This window comes from Mycobacterium sp. (assembly GCF_035274705.1).
Lineage (GTDB): Bacteria > Actinomycetota > Actinomycetes > Mycobacteriales > Mycobacteriaceae > Mycobacterium.
Genome location: NZ_DATENY010000070.1, coordinates 65,477 through 81,726, shown reverse-complemented (window position 1 = coordinate 81,726; position 16,250 = coordinate 65,477). Strand labels below are relative to the sequence as shown.

Annotated in this window: 16 protein-coding genes; 7 read left to right on the top strand and 9 right to left on the bottom strand. The window is 66.6% G+C overall.

Annotation, left to right across the window (positions count from 1 at the left end):
• Positions 1–4 precede the first annotated feature (4 nt).
• Both VJV41_RS16695 and VJV41_RS16690 read left to right on the top strand, forming a co-directional pair.
• Positions 5–1,078 carry a folate-binding protein YgfZ gene (locus tag VJV41_RS16695; protein WP_325335621.1) on the top strand — a complete coding sequence of 358 codons (1,074 nt, stop codon included), beginning with the start codon at positions 5–7 and terminating at the stop codon, positions 1,076–1,078.
• A 183-nt stretch (positions 1,079–1,261) separates the two neighbouring features.
• Positions 1,262–1,435: a DUF3073 domain-containing protein gene (locus VJV41_RS16690; protein ID WP_325335619.1), complete on the top strand. Its 174-nt coding sequence runs from the start codon at positions 1,262–1,264 to the stop codon at positions 1,433–1,435.
• Between the two features lie 42 nt (positions 1,436–1,477).
• Here VJV41_RS16690 and purM read toward each other — a convergent pair whose 3' ends face one another.
• Complete coding sequence (gene purM / locus VJV41_RS16685; RefSeq protein WP_325335617.1) at positions 1,478–2,551, bottom strand: phosphoribosylformylglycinamidine cyclo-ligase; 1,074 nt, start codon at positions 2,549–2,551, stop codon at positions 1,478–1,480.
• A gap of 98 nt (positions 2,552–2,649) precedes the next feature.
• Here purM and VJV41_RS16680 point away from each other — a divergent pair, with 98 nt between their 5' ends.
• Positions 2,650–3,078, top strand: coding sequence for a cupin domain-containing protein (locus tag VJV41_RS16680; protein WP_325335615.1), 429 nt, complete (start codon positions 2,650–2,652; stop codon positions 3,076–3,078).
• Here VJV41_RS16680 and purF read toward each other — a convergent pair.
• Both purF and VJV41_RS16670 read right to left on the bottom strand, forming a co-directional pair.
• Positions 3,075–4,631 carry an amidophosphoribosyltransferase gene (gene purF / locus VJV41_RS16675; RefSeq protein WP_325335613.1) on the bottom strand — a complete coding sequence of 519 codons (1,557 nt, stop codon included), beginning with the start codon at positions 4,629–4,631 and terminating at the stop codon, positions 3,075–3,077. The genes VJV41_RS16680 and purF overlap by 4 nt on opposite strands.
• Before the next feature lie 140 nt (positions 4,632–4,771).
• Complete coding sequence (locus tag VJV41_RS16670; protein ID WP_325335610.1) at positions 4,772–5,164, bottom strand: sterol carrier family protein; 393 nt, start codon at positions 5,162–5,164, stop codon at positions 4,772–4,774.
• Between the two features lie 16 nt (positions 5,165–5,180).
• Between VJV41_RS16670 and VJV41_RS16665 the strand changes: the two genes are divergently transcribed.
• Together VJV41_RS16665 and VJV41_RS16660 are read left to right on the top strand one after the other, a co-directional pair.
• On the top strand, positions 5,181–6,386 hold the full coding sequence (locus VJV41_RS16665; RefSeq protein WP_325335608.1) for an MCE family protein: 1,206 nt from the start codon (positions 5,181–5,183) through the stop codon (positions 6,384–6,386).
• Positions 6,383–6,604: a hypothetical protein gene (locus VJV41_RS16660; RefSeq protein ID WP_325335606.1), complete on the top strand. Its 222-nt coding sequence runs from the start codon at positions 6,383–6,385 to the stop codon at positions 6,602–6,604. Before VJV41_RS16665 ends, VJV41_RS16660 begins: the two co-directional genes overlap by 4 nt.
• On the opposite strand, the gene VJV41_RS16655 is transcribed toward VJV41_RS16660, so the two are convergent.
• From VJV41_RS16655 to VJV41_RS16630, 6 genes are all read right to left on the bottom strand, one after another.
• A complete protein-coding gene (locus tag VJV41_RS16655; protein ID WP_414684974.1) occupies positions 6,574–7,257 on the bottom strand; it encodes a CPBP family intramembrane glutamic endopeptidase in 684 nt (227 codons plus the stop codon). The two genes, VJV41_RS16660 and VJV41_RS16655, sit on opposite strands and share 31 nt — an antisense overlap.
• Entirely contained in the window at positions 7,254–8,930 is a 1,677-nt protein-coding gene (locus VJV41_RS16650; protein ID WP_325335665.1) for an alpha/beta hydrolase, read from the bottom strand. Before VJV41_RS16650 ends, VJV41_RS16655 begins: the two co-directional genes overlap by 4 nt.
• Positions 8,931–9,019: 89 nt before the next feature.
• Positions 9,020–11,359: a phosphoribosylformylglycinamidine synthase subunit PurL gene (gene purL, locus VJV41_RS16645; RefSeq protein WP_325335602.1), complete on the bottom strand. Its 2,340-nt coding sequence runs from the start codon at positions 11,357–11,359 to the stop codon at positions 9,020–9,022.
• Positions 11,356–12,567, bottom strand: a complete 1,212-nt coding sequence (locus VJV41_RS16640) for a cation:proton antiporter (protein WP_325335600.1) — start codon at positions 12,565–12,567, stop codon at positions 11,356–11,358. Before VJV41_RS16640 ends, purL begins: the two co-directional genes overlap by 4 nt.
• A gap of 151 nt (positions 12,568–12,718) precedes the next feature.
• Positions 12,719–13,084 carry a VOC family protein gene (locus VJV41_RS16635; protein ID WP_325335598.1) on the bottom strand — a complete coding sequence of 122 codons (366 nt, stop codon included), beginning with the start codon at positions 13,082–13,084 and terminating at the stop codon, positions 12,719–12,721.
• Positions 13,085–13,098: 14 nt separating this feature from the next.
• Positions 13,099–14,358: a M18 family aminopeptidase gene (locus VJV41_RS16630; protein ID WP_325335596.1), complete on the bottom strand. Its 1,260-nt coding sequence runs from the start codon at positions 14,356–14,358 to the stop codon at positions 13,099–13,101.
• 43 nt (positions 14,359–14,401) lie between these two features.
• Between VJV41_RS16630 and VJV41_RS16625 the strand changes: the two genes are divergently transcribed.
• Positions 14,402–15,436: a Dyp-type peroxidase gene (locus tag VJV41_RS16625; RefSeq protein ID WP_325335594.1), complete on the top strand. Its 1,035-nt coding sequence runs from the start codon at positions 14,402–14,404 to the stop codon at positions 15,434–15,436.
• Positions 15,436–16,233, top strand: a complete 798-nt coding sequence (locus VJV41_RS16620; protein WP_325335592.1) for a family 1 encapsulin nanocompartment shell protein — start codon at positions 15,436–15,438, stop codon at positions 16,231–16,233. The genes VJV41_RS16625 and VJV41_RS16620 overlap by 1 nt, the downstream gene beginning before the upstream one ends.
• The last annotated feature ends 17 nt before the right edge of the window (positions 16,234–16,250 follow it).

The following is a 16,250-nucleotide window of genomic DNA, read 5'->3' as shown; positions in this document are numbered from 1 at the left end:
AGATATGTCAGCAGTTCCCGCGCCCGACACGAGTCCCGACGCTGGCGCCGTCTGGCACTACGGCGACCCACTGGGCGAACAGCGCGCGGCGGCCGACGCGGCCGTCGTGGTCGATCGTTCGCACCGCGCCGCGATCGCGTTGACCGGCAACGACCGCAAGACGTGGCTGCACAGCCTCTCGTCCCAGCATGTGAGCGAGCTGCCCGACGGCACGGTCACCCAGAATCTGAGCCTCGACGGGCAGGGCCGTGTCGAAGATCACTGGATCCAGACCGAGCTCGACAGCGTCACGGTCCTCGACACCGAGCCGTGGCGTGGGGAGCCGCTGCTGGCCTATCTGCGCAAGATGGTGTTCTGGGCCGACGTGGTCGTCGAGCCCGCCGATCTTGCGGTGTTGTCACTGCTGGGACCCCGGCTCTCCGACACGCGCGTGCTCGACACGCTGGGTCTGGATTCGCTACCGGCCGAATCGACGGCCGTCGCCCTGCCTGACGGTGGTTTCGTCCGCCGCATGCCAGGTCAGGGCATCGAACTCGACGTCGTCGTACCGCGTGATCAAGCCGCCGACTGGCGTCGGCGACTCGTCGAGGCGGGAGTGCGGCCCGCAGGTGTCTGGGCGTACGAAGCACATCGGGTGGCCGCACTCCGACCGAGACTCGGCGTCGACACCGACGAGCGCACCATCCCGCACGAGGTGGGCTGGATCGATACGGCCGTACATCTGGACAAGGGCTGCTACCGCGGCCAGGAAACCGTTGCGCGGGTGCATAACCTGGGCAAACCGCCCCGGATGCTGGTGCTTTTGCACCTCGACGGCTCGACGGACCGGCCCGCTACCGGCGATACCGTGCTGGCCGGCGGACGCACCGTGGGCCGGCTGGGCACCGTCGTCGACCACGTCGATGAAGGCCCCATCGCGCTCGCGCTGCTCAAACGCGGCCTGCCCGCGGATACGGCCCTGACCACCGGCGGCGAAAGCGAGGTCGCGGCGGTTATCGATGCCGACTCGATGCCAACTGCCGATGTCGTCGGTGCCGGTCGGCTGGCGGTGGAACAGCTGCGCGGCCGAACGCGTTAAGGCTCACGTCGACCCCGGGTCGCTGCGCTCTCCCCTGCCTTCGGCGTGGGCCCAGCCCCGCCGGACGGGCCTGGCAGCGCACAGAAGCCGGGCACGGTAAAGTGTTGGCAGGACAATAAACACACACAGATCGGAGCCGCCTTCTAATTGGGCCGCTCCGTTATTGCGCGAGGGGGTCCCCCCATGGGCCGCGGCCGGGCGAAGGCAAAGCAGACCAAGGTTGCTCGTGAGCTGAAATACAGCTCACCGCAGACCGATTTCGAGCGGCTTCAGCAAGAGCTGTCGGGCGCTCCTGAGCCGAACGACATCGACGTCGCCGAGGATGAGTGGGTGGACGAGAGCGACTGGCGGCGCTAGTCCGGACGTGATGCTGGGCGCCTGGCGCCTGGCGGCAATTTTCTAGAAACGCGGGTGCTGGCCCACGAGTTCGGCACGCGGACCGTCCTTGCCGCCCTTCTTGATGGTGCCCAGGGTCCAGCAGTCCAGGTGCCGCGCCGTCAGCACTGCTAGCGCGCGGTCGGTGTCCTCGGGTGCGACGACGGCCACCATGCCGACGCCCATGTTGAACGTCTTCTCCATCTCGGCCCGCTCGACCCGGCCGCGCTGCGCGATCATCCCGAACACCGGCGCGGGAGTCCAAGTGCCACGGTCGATTTCGGCGAGCAGGCCGTGTGGGACCACGCGCTCGAGGTTGCCGGCCAACCCGCCGCCGGTGACGTGGCAGAAGGTGCGGACCTGAGTCTCGGCTGCCAGCGCCAGGCAGTCCTTGGCGTAGATCCGGGTGGGCTCGAGCAACTCTTCGCCGAGTGTGCGGCCGAACTCCTCGACGTGGCCGGCCAGGTTCATTCGGTCGATCTCCAGCAGCACCTTGCGCGCCAGCGAGTAGCCGTTGGAATGCAGTCCGGTCGCAGCCATCGCGATGATGACGTCACCCGGCTTGACCCTGTCCGGTCCGAGCACGTCGTCGGCCTCCACCACGCCGACGCCGGTGGCAGAGATGTCATAGTGATCCGGCGCCATCAGGCCGGGGTGTTCGGCGATCTCGCCGCCCAGCAGCGCGCACCCGGCCATCACACAGCCGTTGGCGATGCCGTCGACCAGTTCGCTGACCCGTTCGGGCACCGTGCGGCCGATGGCGATGTAGTCCTGCAGGAACAGCGGCTCGGCACCGCAGACCACCAAGTCGTCGACGACCATTGCGACCAGATCGATGCCGACCGTGTCGTGTTTGTCCATGGCCTGGGCCACCGCCAGTTTGGTGCCCACGCCGTCCGTCGACGAGGCCAGCAGTGGCTCGCGATAGCCGCCCCGCAGCGCGAACAACCCGGCGAACCCGCCGAGTCCGCCCAGCACCTCGGGCCTGGTGGCCTTTTTGGCCAGCGGTTTTAGAAGTTCGACAGCGCGGTCACCGGCTTCGATATCGACCCCGGCCGACGCGTAGGAGATGCCGTGTTGTTCGGCGCGATCGGTCATCGAGAGCAAGGCTACCGTCGTTGGCCGTGGCTGGGTAACCGCTATTTGGCGCGGCGATCCGCAGCACGAGCGCCCGCGGTGTGAGAATGTGTCCGACCATGAAAACAGTTCGCTGGTTTGCGCTCGCCGTCACGGCTACCGTGCCGCTGTCGATCTATGGGTCTGCGACGGCGTTCGCCACCCAACAGGTTGGCGTCGAGGCGGTCACCATCTCGCAGGCCACGGTCAACGGAATCGACTACATCACCCGAGAGATCACCATCCAGCCCGGCGGCAGCACCGGCTGGCACTACCACGACGGCCGCGTATTCGGCGTCGTCCGGGAAGGCACCCTCACCCGCACCATGGCGGACTGCACGAACATCGTTTCGGACACCGGGGCCGCGGTCACCGAGGACAGCGGGCCGGATCACGTGCACAACGGCCGCAACCTGGGCCCTATACCGGTGAAGCTGTGGGTGGATTACATCCAGCCGGCAGGCGCCCCACTGTCGGTGGACATACCTGACCCCGGCTGCGGGCCCTAAGGCCGGCGTAGCGCCGAGACGTTGTCGTTGTCGGACTGAACCGGAACGCCGGTGCGCGCAGCGGTGGCCAGCATGTGCTCAATGACGTTCTTGCCCAAGGCCGTTTCGCCCGGCAACTCGATCGGATACTTACCGTCGAAGCAGGCGGTGCACAACCGCGAGGCGGGTTGTTCGGTTGCCGCGATCATGCCCTGCTGGCTGATGTAGCCCAGCGTGTCGGCGCCGATGGCGTGCCGGACGGCTTCGAGCATTTCGTCTTCGTTCTCGACCGCGTTGGCGATCAGCTCGGCCGGCGTGGCGAAATCGATGCCGTAGAAACACGGCCACTTCACCGGCGGCGAGGCGATCCGTACGTGCACCTCGACGGCACCGGCCTCGCGCAGCATCCGAACCAGCGCCCGCTGGGTGTTGCCGCGCACGATCGAGTCGTCGACGACGATGAGCCGCTTGCCCCGGATGACCTCTTTGAGCGGGTTGAGTTTGAGCCGAATGCCCAACTGGCGGATGGTCTGTGACGGCTGAATGAAGGTCCGTCCCACGTAGGCGTTCTTCGTCAGGCCCTGCCCGTAGGCGATGCCGGACTCCTGTGCGTAGCCGACAGCCGCGGGGGTGCCGGACTCCGGCACCCCGATCACGAGGTCCGCTTCGACAGGTTTCTCCTGGGCCAGCCTGCGGCCGATGTCGACGCGGGCCTTGTGCACGGACCGGCCGGCGATGGTGCTGTCCGGGCGGGCCAGGTACACGTATTCGAAGACACAGCCCTTGGGATTGGGATTGGCGAACCGGGTCGAGCGCACGCCATCGGCGTCGATTGCCAGCAGCTCACCCGGTTCGATATCGCGGACGAACGAGGCGCCGACGATGTCGAGGGCAGCGGTCTCCGACGCCACCACCCAGCCGCGGTCCAGACGCCCCAACGACAACGGCCGCACGCCGTGGGGGTCGCGGGCCGCATACAAGGTGTTCTCGTCCATGAACGTCACACAGAACGCGCCGCGCACGGTCGGCAGAAGCTCCAGCGCGGCCTGCTCCAGCGTGGCATCGGCGGCGCCGTGCGCGAGCAGCGCGCCCAGAATGTCGGAGTCGGTAGTCGCGTTGGGTGCGCCGCGCGTGCCGAGCAGCCCCGCCTCACGGGCGCGGGTGGCGAGGTCGGTGGCGTTGACGAGATTGCCGTTGTGGCCGAGCGCGACGCCGGTGCCCGCGGCGGTGTTGCGGAACACCGGCTGGGCGTTCTCCCACGTGGTCGAACCGGTGGTGGAATATCGGCAGTGGCCGATCGCGACGTGGCCCTCCATCGCGGCGAGCGTCTGCTCGTCGAACACCTGACTGACCAGGCCCAGATCCTTGAACACCAGAACCTGTGAGCCGTCGGCGACGGCGATGCCTGCGGCTTCCTGCCCGCGGTGTTGTAGCGCATACAAGCCGTAATACGTGAGCTTGGCCACATCTTCGCCCGGGGCCCAGACCCCGAATACGCCGCACTCTTCTCTAGGTTCATCCGATGAGCCGCTTGGGCGAAGAGCATCGGTGGGGTCGGTCTGCTCGACGGTCACGATAGGGCTGCTCCAAAGGGGCGGTGGGTGACGCGTTCAGTCTACGGCCATCACGGGTTAATCACGGAATCGAGCGGTGATGTCGCTCGCACAGTTGGCAACAGTCGTAACCGGCGTCTCAATTCCCCCGGCCAGCCCTCCTATTCGGCCAGGCGAACCAGGGGCAACCAGTCGGCGATCTCTGCTGCCCTATTGCCCGACAGCTGCAGCATGCCGCTCGATGCGGCGTCCGCGACCGCCAGCAGGCCGGTGGCCAGCAGCAGCCAGGTTCGCGGATCGGCCTCCACCACGTTGGGTGGATTGCCGCGACGGTGCTCGGGGCCCGAAATGCATTGCACCGCAACAAATGGCGGTATTCGAACCTCGACGCTGGACCCCGGTGCGATCGCAGCGAGCGTACGGGCGGTGAGCCGCACCGCATCTCCGAGTTCCGCCCGCTCCGGCGCGGGCAGACTGTCGTCGCGCAACCAGTCGACGACCACGGACACGGCAGCGCGTGTCTTCGCGGGATCGGCACTGCGGCGGGCGGCCATACCTTACTGTCTCAAAGTGTTTGTCGACCGCCACCATCCGCCGTACAAGGTCGCAGGGGCGGTCCTTCTGGTGGTGGCTGCGGTCGCCGTGGCATTCGTTTACCTACAGTTCCGCGGCGACCTCACAGACAAGGCTCGTCTGACGATTCTCTCGTCACGGGCGGGCCTGGTCGTCGAGCCGGGCTCGAAGGTGACGTACAACGGCGTGGAGGTCGGCCGTGTCTCGCGCATCGACATGGTCGATGACCACGGCACGCAGAAGGCCGAGCTCTCCCTTGAAGTCAATCCCCGCTATCTCGAGTCCATCCCGGCCAACGTGGCCGCCGAGATCCGGGCCACCACGGTGTTCGGCAACAAGTACATATCGTTGAGCTCCCCGGAAGACGCGTCGCGACAACATATTTCGAACGGTGACACTATCGCCGCGTCGGCGGTCACCACCGAGTTCAACACGTTGTTCGAAACGGTGACCTCGATCGCCGAGCAGGTGGATCCGATCAAGTTGAACCAGACGCTGACCGCGACGGCCGAAGCGCTGACGGGCCTCGGCGACCGGTTCGGCGACTCGCTGCTCAACGGCAACCAGATCCTGGACGATCTGAATGGGCAGATGCCCCAGATCGCCGACGACAATCGACGGGTAGCCGACCTGGCCGACGTATACGCCGGCGCGTCGCCGGATCTGTGGGCCGGGCTGGAGAACGCGGTGCGGACCGCGAGAACTTTCAACGATCACCGCGCCGACGTCGACGAGGCACTGATGGCCGCGCTCGGCTTCTCCGACAGTGCGGCCGACAGCATCGAACGCGGCGGGCCGTATCTGGTGCGCGGCGCAGCCGATCTGATACCGACCACGAAGCTGTTCGACGACTACCGCGGCGAAATCTTCTGCACGATCCACAACTTTTCGGAGGTGCAGCCACGAGCCGCCGCGGCACTGGGCGGCAACGGGTACTCGCTGGCGTCGTCGTCGGGCACCATCGCGGGCGCGGGCAACCCGTACATCTACCCAGACAACCTTCCGCGGGTGAACGCCCGCGGCGGGCCCGAGGGCCGACCCGGCTGCTGGCAGAAGATCACCCGCGAGCTCTGGCCCGCCCCGTATCTGGTGATGGACACCGGCGCCAGCATCGCGCCATACAACCATCTGACGCTCGGCCAGCCGCTGTTGGTCGACTACGTGTGGGGCCGCCAGGTCGGCGAGTACACCATCAACCCGTGACGTTGACATCAACAAGAGTTGAGGTTCTACGTTGGGGTACGGTGCCTCGAATCCGCGGCACCGCCGAACAAGCGGCGATTCCGCCGTCGCACGGCGCGGCCGGTGACGAGCTCGAGACCGCGATCATCCGGGTCACGCCGCGGCGCATCATCAGCTTCGGCATCGACGATCAGGTCAGCGAACCGCATCAGCTGACGGTGGATATCCGCGACGTGTAGGGGCTGGTTTCTTTCCGCGAGCTGGGCCCACTTCGCACTGACCGCTGCACCGCGAGGGCCGCGACCCCGGCGGCCTCATTGACCGCCAGGTGTGCCAGCATCGGCGCGGCCAGGCTGCCCGACCGTGTGTGCAGCCAGCCGAACACCCAGCCCGCCACCCCAGTGGCCAGCACCGTGCGAAGCACCGGCTGCTTGGTGACGCGGGCATCGACGATGTGCCACAAGCCGAACGCCGCCGATTGCACCAGCCGACCAACGGTCGGACCGAATGCCTCTTCCGCGGCGGTCCCCAGCACCGCGCGGTACGCGAGCTCCTCGGGCCAGACCGTTCCGACCGGGATAGCCCAAAGCAGCCAGCGACACGTCGCCTCTGGCAGTTCCCGCTCGGACATCTCTGCCCGCACTCGCGGCAGCGCCGTCGCCGCCGCAACACCGAGCCCCACTGACGCGGCTGCCGCCGCCCCATACCGCAATCCTGGCCAGAGCGCGGGCGGCCGCAGTCCCAACGGAGCACGGGTGATCACGGCGAGCCCTGTTCCCAGCGCCGCGTTCGGTACCGGATGCCATCGCACCTTGGGCGCCACGAAGCTCCACCCAACCAGCGCCGCCGCCAACGTCAACGCCCTGAACTTACGAGATCCGTTGCGCCTCACTGGAATTCGGGCCCGTTGGCCGACATGACCTTCTCCAGCGAGCGTCGGATCCGCTCAGTATCGGCTTGGGTCCAGCCCTCCGGTGCCGCCACCGCCGCCCAGCCGTCCAGCTGGGTGTCGTTGTAGTTGTGGCCGTGGCCGGCGGGCATCGCGGACGCATTCGTCATGTCGAAGCCGACCTGCAAGAACGTCACGATCGGATACCACCGCATGGACGCGGTGCGGTCCCGTCCCGGACGTTCCTTGAGCCAGTCCGGCTTTTCGAACAGCAGATCGGGCGACCACCACACCACTGGATCAGACGCATGCTGCAGGAACAGCACCCGCGTGCCGGACCACGGCGCCGCGGTGTCGTCGGCGACCTCCGCGGGGCTCGCCGCTTCAGAGAACCGCACCGTGCGGCCGTTGTCGTAGCGCGGCTCCACCTCCGGAGTGCCGGGGTCGCGCCGCTGGGTGATCGCCCTCCACAGTGGGCTGGCATTGGGCGGTCCCGCCCACAGCACCGACGAAAACCCCTTCTCGACAATGTCGGGAAGGTAGCCGAATGCCCCCTGCCCAGCCATAGACCCAAGGCTCTCGCCGTAGAGCAGCAGCTTCGGCCTCTGCTCCGCAGGCCGGCGCAGCCACTGCCCTTGAATCGCGTCGACCATCGCCCTGCCGGCATCCAAAGACCGTTGCTGGTCGGCCAGAAACGAAATCCAGCTCGGCAGATAGGAATACTGCATCGCGACAAGTGCGGTGTCGCCGTTGTACATCGACTCGATCGACCGCGCTGCGACCGGATCGACCCAACCGGTTCCGGTGGTCGGGACGATCACCAGCACCTTGCGTTCGTATGCACGGGTACGTTGCAGTTCGCTCAGCAGCACAGCCAGCCGGCCCTCTTCGGAATCGGCGGTCGCCAAACCCGCATAGATGCGGATCGGTTCCTTGGCCGGCCGGCCGTTGAGCGCGGTCAGCTCGTCGGCGTCTGGACCGGTAGCGACGAAGTTGCGCCCTTGGTAGCCAAGCGATTCCCACGAAGCAAAGGATTGCGGGCTGCCGGAGCGCTCGGGGTCGACCGGCTGCACCACCCCAGGACGAGTGCTGGCATTCTGCGGCTGAAACACCCGGCTCGCGCCGGCGATGAAACCGCGATACAGCACACCGTTGATGAGCGTGATGAGCAGCACGACCACGATGGCGGTGCCGACGAACAACGCCACTTCGTCGTTCAAATGCCAACGCCGGATGAAGAACCGGGCCATCGCCTTGATCAGGTCCAACAGCACCCGCGCCACCCCAACGCACACACCGCCGACGAGAACGGCGATAATCAACGTGCGCATATAGCCGACGGTGTCCGGGCCTTCGATGCCCATGATCGCCGATACCTGGCGTTGCCAGGCCGCGGACGGGATCAGCATCAGCACACTCGCTGTGGCCGAAACCACGACGACGATCACCTTCAGCGCATAGAGCACTCGCTTCGGCGGCGGCCACCACGATCTGCGCCGTAATACGAAGCGGCGCAACATTCTTGCGAGGAACACGCCGATTCCATAGCCGATCGCGCCGTTGAGCCCCCCGATCAGCCCTTGAAACAGCCAGTCGCGCGGCAGCAGCGAGGGGGTCAGCGACAGGCAGAAGAACAGCGCGCCGAACGCGATCCCGACGAAGTCGAGATGCACCATGCTCCACGCCCATACGAGTAGCGGATGCCGCTGTGGGCGCTGTGCGGTTTCGGCGACCGATTCGCCGGTGAGATTCTCGGTCGGGACACTCACCCGAACAACCCGGGAAGCACGCCCTCCGACGTGCTGCGCAACTCCTCGATGGAAATCGCGAACTGACCTTGCACTTCGACGGCGTCGCTGCCTTGGTCCGCAACGCCGATGCGGGTAGCAGGAAGTCCGCGCGCCTCGCACATCGAACGGAACCTGCTCTCCTCGGTGCGCGGCACGGCGACGAGAACGCGGCCTGCCGACTCGGAAAAGAGAAACGTAAAGGGGCCTGCGCCTGACTCGAAATTCTCGGGAATGATGATGCGACAACCGGTTTCACCCGCGAGCGCCGCTTCGACAACGGCCTGGATCAGTCCGCCTTCGCTCAAGTCGTGTGCGGCAGAGATCAACCCATCGCGCGATGCGGCGGTGAGCACCTCGGCAAGCAACTTCTCGCGGGCCAGGTCGACTTTGGGTGGCACGCCGCCGAGATGGTCGCCGGTGACCTGCGCCCAGATCGACCCGTCGAACTCGTCGCGGGTATCGCCCAGCAGGATCAACGTTTCTCCGGGCTCTGTGCCCAAACCGGTCGGGATGCGCCGCTTCACGTCATCGATGACGCCGAGTATCCCGACGACCGGCGTCGGCAGGATCGCAGCGGTCCCGGTCTGGTTGTAGAAGCTGACGTTTCCGCCGGTGACCGGAATACCGAGCGCCGCACAGCCATCGGCGAGACCATGCACGGCCTGGCTGAACTGCCACATCACGGCGGGGTCTTCGGGTGAGCCGAAGTTGAGACAGTTGGTCACCGCGACTGGAGTGGCACCGGTGACGGCGACGTTGCGGTATGCCTCGGCAAGCGCGAGCTGGGCGCCGGCGTACGGGTCGAGCTGGGTGTAGCGGCCCGACGCGTCGGTGGACACCGCAATGCCACGGCCCGTGGCTTCGTCGACGCGCAGCACGCCGCCGTCGGCGTGTTCGGCCAGCACGGTGTTGCCACGCACGTAGCGGTCGTATTGCTCCGTGATGAACGCGCGGCTGCACAGATGCGGACTGCCAACCAGCGCAAGCAAAGTCGCTTTCAGTTCGTCGCCCGTGGACGGCCGGGGCAGCTTGGCCGACGTGTCGGCGTTCAAAGCGTCCTGGGTGTCCGGACGTTTCACCGGACGCTCGTAGACCGGTCCTTCGTGTGCGACCGTGCGCGGCGGTACGTCGACGACCGTCTCGCCGTGCCAGGTGATCTGCAGCCGGTTGCCGTCGGTGACCTCACCGATGACGGTCGCCAGCACCTCCCATTTGCGGCACACCGCGAGAAACGCGTCGACGTTGTCCGGTGTGACGACCGCGCACATGCGCTCTTGCGACTCGCTGGACAGGATCTCGGCCGGAGTCATGTTCGCCGCGCGCAGCGGCACAGTGTCGAGTTCGATGCGCATACCGCCGTCGCCCGCCGAGGCGAGTTCCGATGTGGCACACGATAATCCGGCACCACCGAGGTCCTGGATACCGACCACCAAGTCGTTGGCATACAGCTCGAGGCAGCACTCGATGAGCACCTTCTCCATGAAGGGATCGCCCACCTGGACCGATGGCAGCTTCTTGCGAGATCCGCTTGCGGGATCGAGCTTCGATCCCGTCCGGGCTCCTTCTTCCTCACCGCCGAACGTCTCGGAAGCCAGCACCGAGACCCCGCCGATGCCGTCGAGCCCGGTGCGCGCACCGAACAGGACGATCTTGTTGCCGGTGCCCGACGCGAACGCCAGGTGCAGATCCTCTTTGCGCAGCACCCCGACGCAGAGCGCGTTCACCAGGGGGTTGCCTGCGTAAGAGGCGTCGAACACCGTCTCGCCACCGATGTTGGGCAGCCCCAGCGAGTTGCCGTAGCCGCCGACGCCGCGCACCACGCCGTCGACCACGCGTCGGGTGTCAGGCGCGTCGGCGGCGCCGAACCGCAGCTGGTCCATGACGGCGACCGGCCGCGCGCCCATCGCCATGATGTCGCGGACGATGCCGCCTACGCCGGTCGCGGCGCCCTGATACGGCTCGATGTAGGACGGGTGGTTGTGCGACTCGACCTTGAACGTGGCCGCCCAGCCGTCGCCGATGTCGACGACGCCGGCGTTCTCGCCGATCCCGGCCAGCATCGAGGCCCGCATCGCCTCGGTCGTCGTCTCGCCGAAGTACCGCAGGTGCACCTTGGACGACTTGTACGAGCAGTGCTCGCTCCACATCACCGAGTACATGGCCAGCTCGGCGTCGGTGGGCCGACGGCCGAGGATCTCCCTGATCCGCTGGTATTCGTCGTCCTTGAGGCCGAGTTCGCGGAACGGCTGAGGTTGGTTGGGGGTGTCGGCGGCGTGGTCGACGGTGTCCAGGGCGTGGGTGAGCTCGGACGTCACGCAGACAGCTTAGTTTGCGACCTCGCGTACGCGTGCGCGGCCAGCGGCGCGCCGACACCGTGGATGACCACACTGCCCAGCACGACCACGACCATCGTCAGCAGAACCGCATGTTCGGCGCCGCCGTCGAGCACGTTGAACGCCAGCAGGCCGAAAACGATCGACGGGGTGCCCCGGGGTCCGAGCCAGCCGATCAAGAGCCGCTCCCCCCAGGACACCCGCGATCGGACCATCGCCAGCAGCACCGGCACTATTCGCACGATGGTGAGGGCTAGCAGGCAGAACACCACGACGCCGATGGAGAGACCGGCCGACCAGTACGCGATCAACACGACCCCACCGAAGACGAACCACATCGCGGCTGTCAGCAGGAAGCCGATGTCGTCGATCAGCTTGAGCTCGCTCCGGATGTCCGGCGAGTGTCGAAAGATCTTGAACGCGATACCGCATACGAACGCCGCCACGAACCCATTGCCCTCCACCCAGAGGCTCACCGTGTACGACAGGGCGGGTGCGGCCACCAGGATGAGGCGCTTCGACTGCTCCGTCATCACGCCGCGCCTTTCGGAGAAGTTGGCCGCGACGGCCAGACCCGCGCCGACACACAGCCCCACCACGATGGCCATGACGGCTTCTGCCACTGCAAGGCCCAGCGAATGCAGCGGTGTCTTGGCCTCGAGGTGCTCGCTTGCTAGGGCCAGCGCGAAGAGGAATGTGGGCGCGACGATGCCGTCGGCGTATCCGGCTTCGACATTGAGCACGTCCCGGACCCGGCCGGGAATCCGTTGGTCCCGCGGAATCGATTCGGCCGGGGCGAAGTCGATCGGTACCACGACGCAGGCGATGACAAGGACCGTCGCCCAGGAGGTGGTGGGCAGCAGCCACAGGCCGAGGAGCATCGATATGGCGATGCTCAGCGGCAGGGCGATGAACAGCAGGCGCATGGCCGAACGCGGGTGACTGCCGAAGAAACCGCCGCGGACATCGTTGGCGTCGACGAAAAGCAGTACCGCCAGGATGATCTCGGCTACATGTTCGGCGATCTCGGTGTTGAGCGTGTCAGCCAGCGAGCCGTGCGTGGTGTATTCGACCACGGCACCGGCAAGCACCAGGAAGAGCGGCGCAGTGATACGCCATCGCTCCAATCGGCGCGCCCACAGGGCCCAACCGGCCAGGACGAACGAAACCGCGATCAGCGACAGCAGCACGAACAAGATCATTCCAGTGCGGCGCCGATGTGGACCGCGTTCCTGCCGGGTGTCGGATCCGCCAGTCGCTACGCCTTGGCGGAAATAGCCAAGAACAAAGCGGCCGAACTACTTCCGCACTCTGGTTTGCGGACGGGGACAGCCCAACGGATCAAGTAGCGTTCTCCACATCACCCCCGGCGACGCAGAAGGCATTGCCGTCGGGGTCAGCCAGCACCACCCACTGGAAGTCCGGTCCGGCTTCGCCGCGGCCGGTCTCGGTGGCCCCTAGGTCGACCAGTCGCTTCACCTCGGCCTCCATGTCGGCGGCGGTGAAATCGATGTGCACGCGGTTCTTGCCCGCTGTCGGTGCGTCGACCTTCTGGAACGCCAGCCCTGGACCGGCGGGGCGGGCCACGGTGACGAAAAACCCCGGCGCCAAAGCGTTTACCGTGCCGTCTACCGCGCGGGCCCACCAGTCGGCGAGCCGGTCGGGATCGGTGGAGTCGAACGTGATGTTCACGACTTCAAGTGCCATGCCGGCACTCTAGATCAGGTCGGTGACAAGAACGCCCGAAGCGCCGATGAATAGGCGGCGACGTCGTCGGCACCCATCACCTCACGCGCGGCGTGCATGGCGAGCTGGGCAGCGCCGACGTCGACGGTGGGGATGCCGGTGCGCGCAGAGGTCATCGGCCCGATCGTCGACCCACACGGCAGGTCGGCGCGGTGCTCGTAGCGTTGCAGCGGCACGCCGGCCTGCGCGCACGCCAACGCGAACGCCGCCGCGGTGCGCCCGTCGGTGGCGTAACGCAGATTCGGCTGGACCTTCAGTACCGGCCCGGCATTGACCTCGATCAGGTGGCCCGGTTCGTGGCGCTCGGGATAGTTCGGATGGGTCGCGTGCGCCATGTCGCCCGACGCGACCATCGACCCCGGCAGTCGGCGCAGGAAATCCTCCCTCCCACCCCCGGCCGCGAGCGTGATGCGCTCGAGCACCGTCAACAGCAGCTCGGACTGGGCGCCATGAGCCGATTGCGAGCCGACCTCTTCGTGGTCGAACAGCACCAGCACCGGCACGTAGTCGGTCGATTCGGCGGCCAGGAACGCCTCCAGCCCGGCATAGCAGGTCGCCTGGTTGTCCAGCCGCGGCGCACTGAGCAGTTCGCGGTTGGCCCCGGCCAGCGTCGACGGGGTCAGGTCGTGGGTCATCAGGTCCGCGCCGAGGATGTCGGCGGCGTCGACGCCGGCCCGCTCGGCGACGTAGGCCAGAAACGAGCGCGTCCCGCTGCCCACGCCCCAGACGGCGTTGACGTGCCGCTGCGGGTCCAACGACACCGCCTTGCGGTCCTCGGCCAGGTGAATGGCCAGCTGTGGGACGCGAAGGAGCGGCTCGTCGATGCGGATCAGGCGGTGGTCGATCAGGTCACCGCTGCGCACGGACAGCCGGCCGCTGATTCCGAGGTCGCGGTCCAGCCAGGAATTCAGCCAGGCGCCGCCGTAGGGCTGCAGCGCGACCACCTGCCAGCCCGACACGAACCGGTCCGGGTGCTGCTTGACGCGCAGGTTGGGGCTGTCTGTGTGGGCGCCGACGATGCGAAACGGGACATTGAAAGCGGCCTGTTCCGTTTTCCATGCGATCAGCGATCCCGCCCGCACAGAGAAGTACCGTCCCTCGCCCGGCCATGGGTCGCGTTCCGAGAGTTCGGTGAATCCTTCAGCGCTGAGCCGCTGCGCGGCCGTCAGGCAGACGTGGAACGGCGACGGCGACGCGTCGATGAACTCGCAGAGCCCTTGTGCACTCGGGGACATGGTTCACCATCATTGCCCACGCAAGATTCGCTAGGGTCAAACGGTGCCCGACCCATTACCGCAGCCGGTTCTGGCGCCGTTGACACCCGCGGCCATCTTCTTGGTCGCCACGATCGACGAAGGCGGGGAGGCGGCGGTCCACGACGCGCTGCCCGACATCTCGGGGTTGGTCAAGGCAATTGGATTCCACGACCCGGCCAAGCGCTTGTCGGTAGTGACGTCAATAGGGTCCGACGCGTGGGACCGGTTGTTCTCCGGGCCGCGGCCGGTCGAGCTGCATCCGTTCATCGAACTCGACGGCCCACGCCACCACGCCCCTTCGACGCCTGGCGATCTGTTGTTCCATATTCGGGCCGAGTCGATGGACGTGTGCTTCGAACTGGCCACCAAGCTCGTCGAGGCGATGGACGCGATCACCGTCGTCGACGAGACGCACGGATTCCGGTTTTTCGACAACCGCGACCTGTTGGGTTTCGTCGACGGCACCGAGAACCCGGACGGACCGCTGGCCGACAGCGCCACCCAGATCGGCCCCGATGATGGGGAGCACCCCGATTTCGCCGGCGGCTGTTATGTGCACGTGCAGAAGTACGTGCACGACATGGAATCGTGGAACTCCCTCTCGACAGAGGAGCAGGAACGGGTCATCGGGCGCACCAAGCTCGACGACATCGAGCTCGACGACGACGTGAAACCAGCGAATTCCCATGTGGCCCTGAACGTCATCGAGGACGAGGACGGTAACGAGCTCAAGATCGTCCGGCACAACATGCCGTTCGGCGAGATCGGCAAGGGCGAGTTCGGGACATACTTCATCGGATACTCGCGCACCGCCGCGGTCACCGAGCGGATGTTGAGCAACATGTTCATCGGCGACCCGCCCGGCAACACCGACCGCGTGCTCGACTTCTCCGCCGCCGTCACCGGCACGCTGTTCTTCACCCCGATCACAGACTTTCTCAATGCCCCACCGCCGCTACCGGATTCGACTTCGGAGGACGAGCCGGTGGTCACCGTGGTCACTCCGGTCAGCTACGACGGCTCGCTGGGGATCGGCAGCCTGAAAGGAACCCGTTGATGAACAACCTGTATCGCGATCTGGCACCGATCACCGAAGTCGCTTGGGCGGAAATCGAATTGGAGGCGACCCGGACGTTCAAGCGGCACATCGCAGGACGGCGGGTGGTCGACGTCAGTGATCCCGGCGGTCCGGTGACGGCGGCGATCAGCACTGGCCATCTGCGCGACGTGTCACCGCCTGGGGACGGCGTGTTGGCCCATCTGCGTGACAGCAAGCCACTGGTGCGGCTGCGCGTGCCATTCGGTGTTTCGCGCACCGCGATCGATGACGTCGAGCGCGGCTCACAGGACTCCGACTGGGATCCGGTCAAGGACGCCGCCAAGAAGCTGGCGTTCGTCGAAGACCGGGCGATTTTCGAGGGCTACGACTCGGCATCGATCGAGGGCATCCGCGCGTGCAGCTCGAATCCTGCGCTGGCGCTGCCCGACGACCCGCGCGAATTCCCCGACGTCATCTCGCAGGCGCTGTCCGAGCTACGGCTCGCAGGCGTCGACGGGCCGTATTCGGTGCTGCTGTCGGCCGACGCCTACACCAAGGTGAGCGAGACGACCGAACACGGCTATCCGATCCGCGAACACATCAACCGTCTCGTCGACGGTGAGATCATCTGGGCACCCGCGATCGATGGCGCGTTCGTATTGTCCACGCGCGGCGGCGATTTCGACCTGCAGCTGGGCACCGACGTGTCGATCGGATACCTGTCTCACGACGCCGACAGCGTGCAGCTGTACCTCGAGGAGACGCTGACGTTCTTGTGCTACACCGCCGAAGCGTCGGTGGCCCTGACGGCCTAACCCCGTCCGCGAGCGAC

What these genes read in the sequence shown, in the direction of transcription:
- VJV41_RS16635 (WP_325335598.1), bottom strand. Translation starts at nt 13,084, where the DNA reads ATGGCACTTGAAGTCGTGAACATCACGTTCGACTCCACCGATCCCGAC.
- purM (WP_325335617.1), bottom strand. Translation starts at nt 2,551, where the DNA reads ATGACCGATCGCGCCGAACAACACGGCATCTCCTACGCGTCGGCCGGG.
- VJV41_RS16670 (WP_325335610.1), bottom strand. Translation starts at nt 5,164, where the DNA reads ATGGCCGCCCGCCGCAGTGCCGATCCCGCGAAGACACGCGCTGCCGTG.
- VJV41_RS16690 (WP_325335619.1), top strand. Translation starts at nt 1,262, where the DNA reads ATGGGCCGCGGCCGGGCGAAGGCAAAGCAGACCAAGGTTGCTCGTGAG.
- VJV41_RS16620 (WP_325335592.1), top strand. Translation starts at nt 15,436, where the DNA reads ATGAACAACCTGTATCGCGATCTGGCACCGATCACCGAAGTCGCTTGG.
- VJV41_RS16680 (WP_325335615.1), top strand. Translation starts at nt 2,650, where the DNA reads ATGAAAACAGTTCGCTGGTTTGCGCTCGCCGTCACGGCTACCGTGCCG.
- VJV41_RS16630 (WP_325335596.1), bottom strand. Translation starts at nt 14,358, where the DNA reads ATGTCCCCGAGTGCACAAGGGCTCTGCGAGTTCATCGACGCGTCGCCG.
- VJV41_RS16695 (WP_325335621.1), top strand. Translation starts at nt 5, where the DNA reads ATGTCAGCAGTTCCCGCGCCCGACACGAGTCCCGACGCTGGCGCCGTC.
- VJV41_RS16650 (WP_325335665.1), bottom strand. Translation starts at nt 8,930, where the DNA reads ATGGTGCATCTCGACTTCGTCGGGATCGCGTTCGGCGCGCTGTTCTTC.